Genomic DNA, 15,124 nt, shown 5'->3' on the forward strand with positions numbered 1-15,124 from the left:
CCTATGGTAGAACACGGTTAATAGGCTGCATCATCCCGCCTTGAACCGGTTTCTCCTTTGTCAACGTGATCGCATGCCTCATTACAATGCATGACTTACACAGCGCCTGCTGCAGCTTCTTCCCCGCCCCGATGTAGGCATCTTTAAAATAGACCATCCAAAACAATCCGGCTGCGGAGCCACATGGTTGAATGGATACTTTGTCAGGAATGAGAAAGAACTCAAATAAATAATGAGCGGTCGTCAAGCACTCTGTTGGCTTAAAGTCTTCAACCCGCAATAGCTCAGCAGTTTCAGTAATATACAAGCCTGCATTTTCCCCGCTACCGAGGGTCCATCCCATAACTTCGGTTGCGATGTAATGATCCTGGTCTTCAGGACACATGTTGTCCCAACGACGAAGCAATGGTTCAAGCTCCAGCCGAACCTTTCTCATAGTATCTACCGTTAAGTTTATTAAACCTTCACCATGTAAATGATTGATCATGTATTGCCCGTTTGATTGCGGAGGCAAACCCTCCCACAACCTTAGGGTCTCCCTCCTTTTATGATGAGCCGATTTCTACTGACTCAAAGACTATACTGCTTCCTGTTTACAGTCACTGATTATTTATTGCAGAGTTATGCTGACTTTCGTATGGTTTGGCCGTACATTCTACGTGCCTCAGCAAGCACTGCTATTTCTTGTGCCCAATGATCTTTCCCGAGGGATCCCCAACAATGGCTGATTTGGTATTGGCGCTTTAAATGTAGGGAGATCGCCTCTGCGTTCCAACGGCTGGTCAGTACAGACTCACAACATTGGTATAAGTCGTAATTGCCCACTTCTTCCTTAAAGACTCGTTTCACCGTATACACATTTACGTATTGAAACATGAAAAGAAGAGGGGCTGCCTTGATGAACCAAGCAGCAGCCGTACGGATCGCCAGTAACTGTCTATTTCCAAATGACCTGGCCCTGTCCTTGAAGTCCTGAATTCCTGTTGCCCAAGCTGAAGGGAACGAAATCTCTGTCTCAAGAGAATCTTGATTCTCTGAGAACTCCATGTCCTCTAAATACTCAAATAAATCGATTTGCTCATATTGCATGAATATCCCTCCCTTAACCCTCATCTCCCAGTGGGAAAGAGGATTACAATATTTATCCCATAACAAAAAGGGACGAGCGTCCAAGCCCCTCCCTTTTTATTCTAAGTAACAATTGTTACACTCAGCGCGCCCATCTTATGCAGTTTGAAGCCGGTGATCTCAACGACGGATTCAATCAGCATAAAGATTCTGACAAGCCTATTTCCCTTGGAACTGGGAATGTGCCGTGTTCTTGAAAACTGTAGTATTTATCGCCACCAATAATAATGTGGTCCATGACCTCAATACCAACAATGATGCCAACCTCAGCCAACCGTTGTGTAATCATGATGTCCTCAGGGCTAGGGTCCGGTATTCCGCTTGGATGGTTATGGGCAAATATAACGTTTGCTGCCCCTCTACGGATCGCCCCTTTGAATATCTCTCTTGGGTGTGCAATGGAGGCATCTAGACTACCCACAGAAATGGTCTCACGACCAATCATATGGTTTTTGGCATTCAGATAGATCGTGACGAAATGTTCACGGTCCAAATATTTAAGATCCTGAAGGACGTCTTTCACATCTTCAGGACTTCGAATTATTAATTTATCTTTTATAATTGGAGCATTCATTCGTTTAGCCAATTCAAAAACCGACATCAACTGAAAACTCTGCCTTTCATCCAGGTCGAACAGGACAGATAATTCAAATTCGGATAGCGTGCCCAGATGGGGCAATCCATTCTGCAGAATATCGTCCACCATCGCTGAGATGGATCGGTCTCTTACGATCGGTTCCAGGATAACCGTCAGTAAATCTTTTGCAGTGAGACGGCCGGCGTCGCACGAATGAAAATAGACGTTTTTCGCTTCCCTAACAGCCGATTCATTTAAAATAGAAATTGACATATTAAATGCACCTCCCGCTCTAGCGTGACAAAAGTTTACCGATAACAGTATACTTTTTCATTTGTGACCGGCGGTTGTACATCCATTGTAGTTTATAAAGGTTCACCTTGTTATTCATCTTTAATCGCCCTTACCGCAACTGAGGGTATACGCCCCCGCCAAAGTTGCAGCAGAGGGGCTCCCTCCTCACGATAATTGTATTTTTTATGGCTCCCTGGGCAGACGTCTAAGCGTACCCATCACTCAAGCCGATTCAATGGATCCGGCTTGACAAAATATCTATTACCCCACGTTCAGATCTAGGCAGATCTGATCGTCTGGGCGGATCTGTTTTTCTGATTTCACCCAAATGTTAGTGACGCTTTCATAAAAGCCAAATAACGGTGGTTTAAAATCAGAAGTCGCAACTTTAACTTGTAGCCAGTTGACCGTTATCGGAATATGACTATTGACTGTAAAAAACCAATCGCTTATCAGGCGTTCCATTGGTCCCTTATCGACGATACCCCTTGCACTTAGCCAACGGATCCAGAAATAAGACCGATCAGGGCTATTCATCCGTACACGGGCCTCAATTTCCAGCTTATGCTCGCCCACGGAGCGGGACCAGATGTTTTGCCTACCCAGTGTGAAACCTGCTAGCTGTAATATGGGAGCTACGGCTTCCAGTGGTGCGTCCGCATGCCATTTAAATGCGATACTCTGCAGCTTCATGACTCACGCTCCAATCCGAAGGCCTTCAAAGATGATCGTTCCTAGGGGCAATACGCCACAGTATTTACGACCAGCAGCGAGGATGACGACATTCGCAACATTCATCTCCCGCTCCTGCAGCTGCTCGTTGACCAATGAGGACCAGACGTGCAACTCACCTGAAGAAAGGGACATTACGTTCACAGGGACAATGGCACTTTGAGCTGGGAGAGGAACGATCCCCTCGCCTGTTAACGAGAATACTTCTTCTCCTAAGCAGAATGCCTTGGTCAGCAGCTCATCCATACGGGTTTCGAAACCTCCAAGATTCATGAGCAGACAGATGGGTTTACGGCTGGATAATCGCATCTCAATTACTCCTCTCTATAGCACTTCGTTGTAAACAGAATATGTGCCAATTTGAAGCGGTACATTATGTCTTACGAACAGTTCCAGAAGGGCATGTTCGTATTCATCTGCTTCAAGTTCAGGCACTTCTTTACCACGGTTGCCGACAATTACTTTAATGGGGGTGGATTTGACAACATCGAAGAAAATACAAGCATCGATGCCATTCTTCTCAACGACTGCTACCCCACCGCAAATCAGGCTTCGGTTAAGCTGAATCGAAACCTTTTTAATCATCTTTATGGCCTCCTTTTGGCAACAAAAAAAGAGCGTATTAAGTCGTCGCTCTCTTTATCGCCTTGTTTGGTTTGCATTAGGCAATTGAAGTTAACTTTGAATTGAGTCTTCGTCTCAGATTTTCCAAAGTAACCTCAACGGTACCGTATACCTTGTACTGATTGAGAAGATCGATGTAATGCTCGATCGTCTGCATGAAGTTGGCATCTTCATCACGAATGTTCGTGACAATCAGTGTCCCCCCATTAAATCGGTACTGAAATACATTCATGTCTATTAACCCCTTTCACGATGGATCGTTACCCAAAAATCAATCGGTCTATCGTCAGGCATATCCCGATGACATAGCAAACGATTAACAACACTTTGGTCTTATCTGTACGTTTAGTCGGCACTAGAATCAAACCCTTCGTTTTTATGGTCTTATAAATAAAAAAAGCCCCGAGAGAATCACGCTTTACAACGTTAGACTCTACTCGGGACTTTTCTTTTTATGTCTCCAGGTCACGTGCTGATGTGCGGGTTGATAAAATCCATTGGTGTAAAATGCTCCTTGAGCTTGGCCAACGAAACCGTTACATCACCGATAATTCCATGTTTCTCTAGCAGCATCTTATAACCATCGACAATTACACCATCAGGAACCTGTGTCAGTACTTCACATTGGCATTTCCTAGCGGGAATGTCGGATACGGTTAACTTACCACCTTCAAAAACTTGGGACTTTGTGGTTAACATATTTACGTACTCCCCTTTGCAACGGTCACAATGAGTCGTCATACACAACGCCTCCTTCTGACCTTATTGTATCACGGAACCTGATTTCTCCAAAAAAATTGGTGATTAATCAGTCTCGATATAAGGAAGATAGCGCCTCCCAGGTGGGTAACAAGTAATCACCCTGAAATGCTTGCTCGAAAGTAATCCAACTACAATGATAAACCAATTCCCCTGAAGATCCTTACCGAGAATTAAACGGCTTGGGGTAACTAGTTTCATGGAGCGGGAAGGCCTTTTTCGATTGTCTTCGCTCGAATATCCTTCAATTATTTTCCCATTAAAGATCGCAACGGCAATATCGATTTGTGTGTATGTACGATCTTCGTACTCCTCATTGTCGAGACGATCATTTAAATAATGATCGGCGATTTCCATGATGTACTCATCGACACTTCCGTTCACGGCCTTCCGGAAACACTCTAATTCATGTGGCCAGTTTTCCTTATGGGTAGCGATAGGTAAGGGACGGCATCGGCATTACCCGTTATGGCACCCTTTTCCCCCGCTTCACACCGTGCATGCGACTTTCACCGCACACGGCGCTCCATCAGATCCTTATCTACATCTCGCTCAATATTTCTCTAAAGTACAGAATTTTTCTCCAGATTCGGCCACCTAAATGTTCGAAGTTGGAGGATGAGTGTATCATCCTGTGGCACTCCTCATGTAGTGTGGCTAAATTATTTACACGGTTAACATGGGATAGTTCTAGGTTGGGATTGGTGTGGTGTATGTGGACATTGTATGGCTCAACTAATCTTCCACAAATACGACACTTCCCTTTATCTCGATTAAACGCATAAGGGCGATTCATGAAGTATTCGAAATTGTATCTGGTATTGGTCAGATGTGTACCAATCAGATTCAGGAGTGATATACTCAGAAGTTCATCCGCTCGTACTTGTAAGGGTTTCTTTTGAGTACGTTCGTAGTAGATTTTCCTACCTTCCTTTGAATACGGAGTTTCCTCTTGTTTCTTAAATGGTGCACGTTGCCATGTGGCAAATCTTAGATTCGTCAGCCCGACGGTCATATTCTGATGCCGTATACTTGGGATTCTAGATTTGTACTGACTGTGTACAGAAACGAGATTGTCTACCATATTTGCAGGAGTTAACGATCCTCCGTATCTCCTTAACTTCATATACCCTGCTCTACTTAGTAGTTGTGCGTATTTACTGAGATCAATGTGAACCCATGTTGCGACCCGGTAGTATTGAATAACTCCCCTAATCTTCGAGTTTATGATGGTTAAATTGCGAACTAGTTGATAATGGAATTCCGTTTGCTTTGGATGTCCTTTACCAAGGTTCTTAATATCGTTTAATATCTCGTAAACCTTCGATTTTAGCCTTTCTGGGTTGGGTCTAATTCTAGGAACCCATCCTGTAAGGGAGTTTCCTTTTACTACCTTGTAGTTAAATCCAACGAAGTTTATTGGCTTTTTGCGTATATTGGTTATCAAAGTCTTTTCCTCAGATAATTTTAGTTTGAGGTTGACTTCGAGATAGTATGATATACGCTTCTTCCATTTTTCGGCGTTGCTCTTGGAGCTCGTAATAAGAACCCAATCATCAGCGTACCTTATAAGATAAGCAGGTTTAAGATTTGAATTTTTACGAAGCATCTCGATGCGTTTGTCATGGCGTTTGTAATGATGTCTCGTCTTCTTCTCTTCCCATTCCCTCACGATCCATGTATCAAGTTTATCAAGATATACGTTGGCGAGTAGTGGTGAGATGATTCCTCCTTGTGGAGTTCCCAGGTCATTGACTTGGAGTTCATCCATAATTCCGGCCTTTAACATATACTTGATAATCATCAGCACTCTTCTATCCCGTATCCCCATGTGCCAAAGCTTTTTAAGCAATATGGTGTGGTTTACGTTGTCGAAAAACTTGCTGATGTCACCTTCGATAATCCAGTGATAACCAGTGGTGTGTACCGTATTGGTTATCTTACCGAGTGCCATGTGTGAGTCACGCATTGGACGAAACCCATACGAATGTCTGAAGAACTGCGCTTCTAGAATAGGTTCTATCACTGCTCGTACACATTCTTGGATGATTCGGTCAAGAATTGTTGGGATACCAAGAGGTCTCTTATCCTCTTTTCCCGGCTTGGGAATCCAAACCCTTCTAACAGGTCTTGGAGAGTAGTTCGTTAGATTTTCGCGAACCAAAAGAATGATTTCTTGGTAGTCTCTTTCGAGAATTGAATCCCTCATTTTCTTCCCGTCTGACCCAGCAGTTTGGCTACCCTTATTGGCCTTGATTTTATGGATCGCAGATAAAATATTAGGTTCTGATGATATAATTTCTAGCAAGCCCTTGAATCTCGGTAGGTCGTTGGAAATAATCTTGTCTCTTGTTTCCGCGAAAAGTTTGTCTAGTATGTCCCGGAGTTCTAGCTCTGTCTTCGGATAGTCGAATTTTTGAGTCAACGTGACCACCTCCTTTGAGGCCTGTAGATCGTTGACGTTAGTCAGGTACGCACAACGGCTTCCTCGACAAATTGAGTGATCATGTAGATAAAAACTGACTATGCCCCTTCGCCTTGTAACGGGCTTTCCCCATCTCTGACTACTACGGGCTGCCGCCATTCGGATTAGATGGTCATTTCCTAACATCTAGAGGTATCGGGATTTACTTCCCTTAACACCCTCTTCCGAACTTCCATTGTTCCCTACATCGTAGCCTTACATTTTCACCTTAGCCTCTCCCTCTAGCCCGTCAACCAATCTTTTGTCCATTGTTGGAGGACGCGGATCACCAACTCAGTTTAAGTGGTATAGAAGTACAAGGATTAAGTGTACTTCTACGATTGACCCACATGTTAATGGGCGACTCCCTTTTATTCGGTGAGTCTTAGACTTCGAGCCGTCAAACAGGAATTCACGCTAATGCATTAGGCATAGTGACTTTATGGCCCCCCGCTTACCTTCCCTAACCGCTTTTCAGGTCTGGTTTTCAGCGCCTTCACCGAGCTTCATACCTTGTACCAGTAAATGTACCAGGCATGTCGGAGTATTAGGGTAAGAATGCCAACATTCATTCTTTAGTGGGAACCTCCCCCACCTACTCTGATGTAGAGTTAGATTCATATGAATCCCCCAGTTTTATTGCTCATTTCTGAGCAGATTGTCTGGGAACAATGCGCACTAATCCACGTCTCTATTACCCCCTTTCTCAAAAATAGAAATAAAAAAAGCCCTGAACGCAAAAAATAAAGCACACCAATACAAGGTCTGCTCCGTCCTTTTTGCATCAAGGCAATTATTTAGTGTTGTCGTATAAAGACAACATACTCCCTCTTCGCTGAAAAATAGCAGCAAAGAAAATTAATCCATTTAATCGTAATACCTTAATTATAGTCTATTAAAGGAAATGGGGCAATAGGAAGGCTGTTTATTGGCCTTATCTATTGCCCCAGATATTAACTACTAAAGAATTCGTGAATGGATCTGTATTTCGGCTGCTCTTCCATCCGATCACGGTTTAAAGTCTCCCAAAGCTCTATCACTGCATTTTCTTCTCCATAGAGAGTGCGAACATTTAATATCCGGAGCATCAATTGATGGATCGGATCATCTGTAGGTAATCCTCTGTGCATATGGAAAAACACATCTTCGTGCCGGAACAGTACCAGTTGGGCAAATTCAGCTTGCTTTTCAGGTACTGCTTTTTCAGGCATCAGGACGGCTTGAAAGAGGAGTACATCGTCGTATTGCTCTCCAGCCATGCGGAACCATTGTTTCAAACCGGTGAAGGTGATTTCTATATTCAACATGAGATATGTTTCGGCATGCAGCTGTTTAGATAAGAGTGCATTCATTAGTATGTCCCCCTAACGTATTGGACGTGAGAAACGAATAGATCCTCATCGGTACCGCTTGAAAGAGTCACTATGATGGCGGCTGGCAAGTCTTTTACATATAGATCAGGATACTCAGTTTCACCGTAACTACCATAGTTTACCACATTATTGTAATTAACCGAATTTATTATCGGTTTATTAAAGGTTGGATCAATTAAATCCGTTCGGGTAACAACTTCCGTTGTTTCGGTTTTTCCCGTTTCGGGGTCAGTAACCGTAGATGTGGACCGATGCACCTCCTTCGCATAGGAGCCAAAATATTGCTGGATGCCGAAAACTAGGGTTACGTTACCATCGCCCCCTACGCCTCCGCCGCTTCCTCCCCCATTTCCTCCGCCAATAAAGGCTACATCGTTAAACGGTTGTCCCGTTGCTGGATCGATTCCTCCATTGGCGTCAAGGGATGTGAGGTTTTGACTTCGCATGATGCTCTTTAACTTATTGGCATACTGACTATCTGTAGCATACCCAGCTCGCTGCAACTCGTTTGCAAATGCGTAAGGATTGTCTTGAGCTAAGGCAAACCGATATCGCGAGTTTCTTAAAAGAAATGCGGAGTGATCGGCGAAGGATTGCTCTACACTAGAATAGGCACGAAATGTTGCGATGATTGTTACGATTTTGCCGCCGTACTCTTCTTTAGTTTGAGCCGAACAAGTTGGACCGGTATACCCTTTCTGTGCCTTAATACCAAAAACGTTGTTGCAAATACTTCGATTCCCATACCCGGACTCGAGCGCGGCTTGAGCAAGCGTAATACTTGCAGGAACCCCGCTTCGCCTTTCTTCAGCCTGGGCGGCGGCAGCGTACTGCATGAAAAAGGGATGTGTCAAAGAACCCAAGTTTGGAGGGACCGTGACTACGGGGGCTTCCTCCGGTGTTTCAGTATCCGTCCCCTCACCTGTTCGTGAATCACTTGTTCCAGAATGTACATTCCGTATCGTCACAGTCCCAATATCACTAAATGGCGGAGCGGGAGATTCCATATACACACCACTTAAATACATCATTTTGTCTGAAAAAAAGTCATAATCCCCGCTTTCCTTCGTCCACTTCACCTTATTGAATAGTTTGAATGCTTCTTTACTGGCTGTATCCGTTGCCTTAGACATCAACATTATGAATGGGGTAGGATCTACCGGCTCCTCACCATCAGGGATCCATTCGTAGTGTAGATGAGGGCCGGTAGACTTCCCAGTATTACCCGAAAGACCAATAATCTCCCCGCGGCGAACAGCTTGTCCGGGCTCGACGAATGCCTCACTCAAATGAAGATACCTTGTAGTTGTTGCTAGTTCAGAATCTGAACTTTTTATCGCCACGTATATGCCGGCATTGTAATTGCTTTCCGATGAGTTTCTAGACGGATAGCTTACCGTTGTTACAATACCATCAAACGAGCTGATGATCGGTGTTCCGACAGGTAAACCAAAATCAATTCCCTTGTGAAAGGCTTTTGTTCCAAAGACCGGATCTGTTCGCTCCCCAAACTCACTTGTTATGATTCTATCTAAATCACGATAATAAATTTGAGGAGGAACAACTCTTTCAGTTATAAATGCTGATGAAGCTACTACCGTTGTTGACGAGACTAACGTAGCGATTATCATAAAAAAGGCGAGCACACCTAATAGGACTGCGAGAATAATCCAAAATATTGGGTTTTTAATAAGCAAAGGCATTGCTTTATTGAGTATCCGCCGCTTGATTTCGCCTTTGAGACGTTGCTTCATGTTCTCCTTGTTTAATCTACCACTTACGATATCGCCAATGAGAGCTTTAGAATCTTGCATGATAATTTTCTCCCCCAATTAGTCAAGCTGTCTATAAGCCCTGGTCTGCTTTCTACCGCTCTGGGCTTTATTGGCTACTGACTTTTCCATACTCCGGTTCGCTGTCGTCACTTCCGCACGGTTTAATTGACCGCGAGCCTTTTTCATGATTTCAAGGGAGGCTTGCATATCATCGAGTCCACCTGATACTTCACCAGAGACCTTGTTTCTTAGGTTCATAACGACTGCTGTTTTTGCGTTGGTGTCGATTTCTAATCGCATGTCTTGTAAGTCTTCCGTTGTTATGTTGTTTTTGAGGTTTGCTCGTGAAGTTTCAATTTTGTTCTTGAGATCCGGGTTGCTGAACTTCACGTTGTTTACGGTCAACTTTGGTTCGGTCACAGGTGTAGCCGTGATTGAAGTAGGAAGCTTAATCTGCGTAGCATAATCCATCTTTTCTCCAGTTCTGATTTGAGCTGAAGGAAGCGGGGGCATGCTCTTTATAATGGTTGCGGGATTCTGTAATGGATGAGGCTGAAACTTAGGTGTTTCTGGGATCCCACCATTTTGCACAGCAATCTTTCTGAACGACTCGTTCGCTTTCAGCAGCTTCTCTTTTTGAGTTCCATATTCAGGGATGGATTGAAAATGTGTAGCGACTGAAATTCGGCCTTTCCTGGACAGCATAGTGGTATTCACTTTATTGGTCGTATTAAGGCCTGCTTTCTTGAATCCATCATCCATGTTCTTAACAAAATCTGTATGACGCACCGGCTCGCCAGTCTCGATAGAAGTATCTACGGCTTGTTTGTACTCGGTTTTGTAACGCTGGAAAAGTTGGACCATGACAAAATCGTCCACCGCGGTCTCCAGCTTTCGGTTTCGATTAAGTGTTTTTGCTCTATTCATTTGGTTCACAGCTTGTTTAGGGCGGTTAACCATGAAAGTACTTGCCTCTCGGATCGCATTTTCATTTGAATACAAGGTTGCTGCAACCTCTTGGTCATTCATGTCTTCATTCACGCCCTGCATAAGGATTGCATTTCGCATATCCCCGCCATCAGCTTTGACAGATGATAACCGAGTCTTCTCTTCCTTCCATTCCTTGTCCAGGCCACGAAATGGATTTTTGCTTCCATTTTGTAGGTTTTCATTTACTTTTTGCACGAATGGCGAGTATTGAGGCTGGCCTCCAGTATCGTTAGATAGCTGCTCGGCAGCCTTCTTCTCCCTCTGGTATCGGAGGACCATGCTCGCAGTGGTAGCATCATTGATGTTATTATCAGCAGTACTGAGTGCAGCCGGCTTAAATGTACTAGGAACCCCTTCATGTTCCTTGCGATTGAACATACTGCTAATTTTACCCGTTGCATTACTGTACAAGGTTCTTGTTACATTACGCTGCAATGCGTCAACAACTGTAGATTTGGCGCGAGCTGGCATCGGAATATGACCTGCGGCTTTACTAAAGACATCCCCAATCTCGTTACGATATTTGAACACCACGACAACTACGATAGCTTCTACTATCATTGCAGTAAACCAGCCGGCTCCCGCTTGATAGACTACATCATAGGATTGATGTCCAAATACAAGGGATAAACTAAGGAAGAACATCACAAAGGTGGTCATAACACAAAGACCGATTAACTTGATAAACTGCTGCTTCATGGAGTTGAATCCCGCTTCTCGACCCGGAAGAAGAGTGACAAGTAATGTTACGGCCATTACGCCGGCATGAATCAGTAGTTTTACACGATAGAAAACAGAAAGAATTGCCCAGAAGGTGAATAACCCTAGCGTAAATATTGAAAATACATAGTAACAGACAAGGATAAGCATTTGTTCATAAGGTCTCTCACGACCAATTGCTGGGTACTTACTTTGCGCTTTCTGCAAAACTGCTTCACGTTCCTCCGAAAAAGGCGCTGTAGCGAGCACCTCATCAAGCATCTGAGGGTCTTTTTTTCGAAGCTCCGAATCATCAAACTGAAGCATGCTATATGGTCGGACAACCAGCTCATTCCATACTTGTTCGGAGATTATACCAACGCCAGCATTGGGGTCCATATTGAGTCCCGTTGCTTTGGCAAGGAGCGAATATACCAATCCTCCCATTTCGTTTCCAATACTGTTAAAGGATTTGATAATCGTGCCGGCATTTGAAAAGAACCCAAGGCAAATAACGACAGCCATTATAAACCCAACAGCGGATTGGTAACCGTCCATATACCGACCACGAATCATATTAAACAAAATATATAGGACCGTAATGGACGCAAAAATTCCGAACAGACTTCCCCATAAACCGTTTCCTAATAAACCGTTATTTACACCGGTTATGTTTTGAATAATGTTTTCGATGGCATCAATCAGCTGATCCATGAAAGAAAACGTAAATGCTTGATGAGCTAAAAACGTAAATAGTCGCGTGATCTGAACAAGGACGAGAAAGAAGAAGCTTAGAATATGATCATAGACTCTTACAATTCCGTCCGATGCTTTCTGGCCGATTTGCCAAAAGGATCGCTCAGGTAGAAGCGTCTGAAATGAATAATTTGTGGCCCCATACTTGTTGTAAATAGCTTCATTATTGTTGTCGGAAGGAACCATTTCATCAATGGATGACGCTTCTACTACGGTAGGAAGAACAAGAATCAATAGAAAACAGACGACTATACCAAGCAGTACAAGAGGTTTCTTAATTTTGAGTCGACTAATCTTCGTCTGGATCTTCTTCATCAAGCTCCCCTCCTACATCACCCGCTGCAGAAAACTGCTCGTAATGTTCTTGGAACTTCTCCAGAATCGAGAACTCACTTTCTTCTTCTTGATCAGAACTCTCTTCCTCTGGCGGACGAGTATCAAAACAGTCAAATAGTCGTTGAAACACAACATCGACTGTAAGTACGCCTATGCGGCCGTAGATGTCTTGCATGAGACATTGACCAATATCAAGATTTTTAATAAGGTCAATATTTTCTTGGGTGTGTTCCAGTCCGTAATAGGAGAGTGTATTTTTAATCTTTGTTGTATCGGAGTCACGGAAGGCAAACTTCATTCCAATGTTCCCTGCAAGATCTCCGGCTACATCGGTAGGATTCTGTGTTGCAATTCCCAGCCCCCCATTTAGGGAACGGCCTGTACGGATGACTCGATCTGCCATTTCTTTTCCGATTTGAGTCCGTAGGATCGCCCAAGCTTCATCCATTTCGGCTAACGTGAAAACCGAACGATCAAAATAAATAAAGGTATCCATGAAACGGCCGATAGAATACATAGTAGCGACGGACATTTTCTCAACCAGTGAATAGTTCTCTGGAGGCTTTTCGACTGGAGGCATCTTAAGATTTTGGACCTGTAAGATATTCATTGCATAGTCCAAGTTAATGGTTTTTTGCTCTCCATTGCCAAAGAGTAACTTCGCAAATGACAAGTCACTGAAACTATCGAGAACTTCGGCAACAACAGCTGCAGGCTGTCTAGTCTCTCCCATTTCACGAAGAACATCAATACATTTTTTTAGATACGGATTTGGTTCAGATGCTACTCTTGTCACAGCTTGGGAAATATAACTATATTCAACCCGGTCACTTTTCACAGAGGCTAGATAGGATAGGATGTCCATCGCTGCCTCTTTGGCGTCTTCGATGTTGTGCAACATCACGAAAGGATCGAGTTTCCCCTGGTCTTCATGAGAAGCGGATAAGGTAGCTACCTGGATCTGCCCCCTTAGTTCTGGGAGCATTTCTGGCCAATGGGATCGCTCGCCTTTGGGGTCAAAGATCAAAGTTTTTCCCCCACAGGTCGCATTGATATAACCTAACAGATTAAGCAAAACCGATTTACCGCCACCCAATGTCCCACTGATGGTGAAGGAAGGTGAGCGGTTAATTTGGCTTGCATGCCGAAGATCGACATAAACAGGCTGTTGTAATGTTCCCGTCGTACCGATATAAACTCCGATGTTGTCTCCCAGCTGCTGAGTCGCTCCAAACATTCCTGAAGCCAGAGTTTCTGGAGGAATTCGTTGAATATAATCGGAGACATAGCGAGGTGATCCAGGGATAAAATCATTGAAGAGCAGCCATTGATCCCCAGCAGGCATTTCGACGTGAATGTTACCGAAATCTCGAAAATGATCCTGCAATATTTTTGCATTGCTCTTAAGCAAATTGACATCGGTATGGAAAAGACCGAATGTAACATGTGTGATGAATGTAGGGTTTTTCCGTTTTTTATACTCATCTTCGAGGTACAGGGCCTTCTCTTGCTTTTCTGCGAGTTCAATCGGAACTGCAGCTCCAGCCTCCTGTACATTCTTTACCTGGTTATCGATATCAGTCTTTTTCTTAAGGAGCTTCTTGATTGCCTCTGGCGCTTCCAAAACTTCTACTTTGATGCTCATTTGAACTGGAAATGGGAGCGTGGCGGCACTGTAGAGCCATTCACTTCCAGGCATGTCCATATTATCTGGTAGTTCAGAAACGGTTAGGTACGTATGGTAGACAGATTGGTCCTCTCCATTATGCGGCTGGCTAATTTGTAGTCGGCGGGGATGCGTGCCACAGTCAATTTCGGCTTCCGTTAAGGTAATGATCTGCCTAGAATCATACAAAAACGTATCGAGCCCACCCCGCTTCCCTTTCCTTTTCTTTGGTGACCAGGGTTTTTCTTTTGTCGAACGTAATACAGGATCGGATATTCCCCACCAGAAATTGCGTTTAATTAACCATTCTGAAGTAGCGGGAGTGCCTCGTTTTACTTTTACTCGTCGTGAAATCCTATCATATATTTGCCTCTCTTTTACCATATAAGCTTGAAATTCATGTTCAAAGATCTCTGGTTCATTAAGACCGGAGATATGTTCGAAAAAGCGTTTAGGATGAAGAAACAATTTTTTTACTTCGGTATACGCAGTCTCAATTTGCTCTACTAGGTCCTTATCATCGTTTTTGGGGATGTAGACAATGATATATGGACGATACTCTGCGTTGTTGGATCCTTCAGAGGTATCATAGGCTTCGCTCAAATACTCTTCCAGTCCGGTTACATACCGGTTTCCCCATTTTTTAAGTGGCCCGGAGTTTCGTTGCCTGAGGCGTTCATGATGTTTCGCAATATCATGGGCTTTAGGAAGCCAGAGTATATGGAATTGATCCGTTAACATGCTTAAAAATGATGTTTGTGCTATCAAACGGTCTATTTTTTGTTGGTCACTTTGATGGTCATATACGAAGGGATCTAGCTCATAAATGGCCCAGACCTGCTTGTTATGGTTAAATATTAGGTTCCCTTCAAAGTAAGCGATAGGAAACTCGATGTTGATTTTGTTCGCTTTTTTTGTAGCTTCGACGCTCAATGTCCTACCCTCCTTATT

General features: G+C 43.7%; 14 protein-coding genes. All 14 read right to left on the bottom strand.

The window, feature by feature from the left end; all coding sequences use genetic code 11:
• Position 1: 1 nt before the first annotated feature.
• The 14 genes from AC0VZ8_RS33955 to AC0VZ8_RS34020 all read right to left on the bottom strand — a co-directional run bounded on the left by AC0VZ8_RS33955 (position 2) and on the right by AC0VZ8_RS34020 (position 15,106).
• Complete coding sequence (locus tag AC0VZ8_RS33955; RefSeq protein ID WP_475487927.1) at positions 2 to 526, bottom strand: BC1872 family protein; 525 nt, start codon at positions 524 to 526, stop codon at positions 2 to 4.
• Between the two features lie 95 nt (positions 527 to 621).
• Positions 622 to 1,089: a hypothetical protein gene (locus AC0VZ8_RS33960; protein WP_475487928.1), complete on the bottom strand. Its 468-nt coding sequence runs from the start codon at positions 1,087 to 1,089 to the stop codon at positions 622 to 624.
• Between the two features lie 175 nt (positions 1,090 to 1,264).
• Positions 1,265 to 1,978 carry a RadC family protein gene (radC, locus tag AC0VZ8_RS33965; RefSeq protein ID WP_475487929.1) on the bottom strand — a complete coding sequence of 238 codons (714 nt, stop codon included), beginning with the start codon at positions 1,976 to 1,978 and terminating at the stop codon, positions 1,265 to 1,267.
• 282 nt (positions 1,979 to 2,260) lie between these two features.
• On the bottom strand, positions 2,261 to 2,692 hold the full coding sequence (locus AC0VZ8_RS33970; RefSeq protein WP_475487930.1) for a hypothetical protein: 432 nt from the start codon (positions 2,690 to 2,692) through the stop codon (positions 2,261 to 2,263).
• Positions 2,693 to 2,695: 3 nt separating this feature from the next.
• A complete protein-coding gene (locus AC0VZ8_RS33975; RefSeq protein WP_119851418.1) occupies positions 2,696 to 3,040 on the bottom strand; it encodes a hypothetical protein in 345 nt (114 codons plus the stop codon).
• A 15-nt stretch (positions 3,041 to 3,055) separates the two neighbouring features.
• Positions 3,056 to 3,316 (bottom strand): hypothetical protein, encoded by a 261-nt coding sequence (locus AC0VZ8_RS33980; RefSeq protein ID WP_475487931.1) that lies wholly within the window; start codon positions 3,314 to 3,316, stop codon positions 3,056 to 3,058.
• A 76-nt stretch (positions 3,317 to 3,392) separates the two neighbouring features.
• Complete coding sequence (locus tag AC0VZ8_RS33985) at positions 3,393 to 3,587, bottom strand: hypothetical protein (protein ID WP_475487932.1); 195 nt, start codon at positions 3,585 to 3,587, stop codon at positions 3,393 to 3,395.
• A gap of 233 nt (positions 3,588 to 3,820) precedes the next feature.
• On the bottom strand, positions 3,821 to 4,054 hold the full coding sequence (locus tag AC0VZ8_RS33990) for a hypothetical protein (RefSeq protein ID WP_244235591.1): 234 nt from the start codon (positions 4,052 to 4,054) through the stop codon (positions 3,821 to 3,823).
• Between the two features lie 105 nt (positions 4,055 to 4,159).
• Positions 4,160 to 4,471 carry a DUF4258 domain-containing protein gene (locus AC0VZ8_RS33995; RefSeq protein ID WP_119851414.1) on the bottom strand — a complete coding sequence of 104 codons (312 nt, stop codon included), beginning with the start codon at positions 4,469 to 4,471 and terminating at the stop codon, positions 4,160 to 4,162.
• 184 nt (positions 4,472 to 4,655) lie between these two features.
• Positions 4,656 to 6,539, bottom strand: coding sequence for a group II intron reverse transcriptase/maturase (gene ltrA / locus AC0VZ8_RS34000; protein WP_475487933.1), 1,884 nt, complete (start codon positions 6,537 to 6,539; stop codon positions 4,656 to 4,658).
• Positions 6,540 to 7,531: 992 nt separating this feature from the next.
• Positions 7,532 to 7,930 carry a hypothetical protein gene (locus tag AC0VZ8_RS34005; RefSeq protein WP_475487934.1) on the bottom strand — a complete coding sequence of 133 codons (399 nt, stop codon included), beginning with the start codon at positions 7,928 to 7,930 and terminating at the stop codon, positions 7,532 to 7,534.
• On the bottom strand, positions 7,930 to 9,765 hold the full coding sequence (locus AC0VZ8_RS34010) for a glucosaminidase domain-containing protein (protein ID WP_475487935.1): 1,836 nt from the start codon (positions 9,763 to 9,765) through the stop codon (positions 7,930 to 7,932). The genes AC0VZ8_RS34005 and AC0VZ8_RS34010 overlap by 1 nt, the downstream gene beginning before the upstream one ends.
• Before the next feature lie 18 nt (positions 9,766 to 9,783).
• Complete coding sequence (locus AC0VZ8_RS34015) at positions 9,784 to 12,486, bottom strand: CD3337/EF1877 family mobilome membrane protein (protein WP_475487936.1); 2,703 nt, start codon at positions 12,484 to 12,486, stop codon at positions 9,784 to 9,786.
• Positions 12,461 to 15,106 carry an ATP-binding protein gene (locus AC0VZ8_RS34020; protein WP_475487937.1) on the bottom strand — a complete coding sequence of 882 codons (2,646 nt, stop codon included), beginning with the start codon at positions 15,104 to 15,106 and terminating at the stop codon, positions 12,461 to 12,463. The genes AC0VZ8_RS34015 and AC0VZ8_RS34020 overlap by 26 nt, the downstream gene beginning before the upstream one ends.
• Positions 15,107 to 15,124: the final 18 nt, after the last annotated feature.

This window comes from Paenibacillus sp. QJM3NY_38, assembly GCF_056173265.1.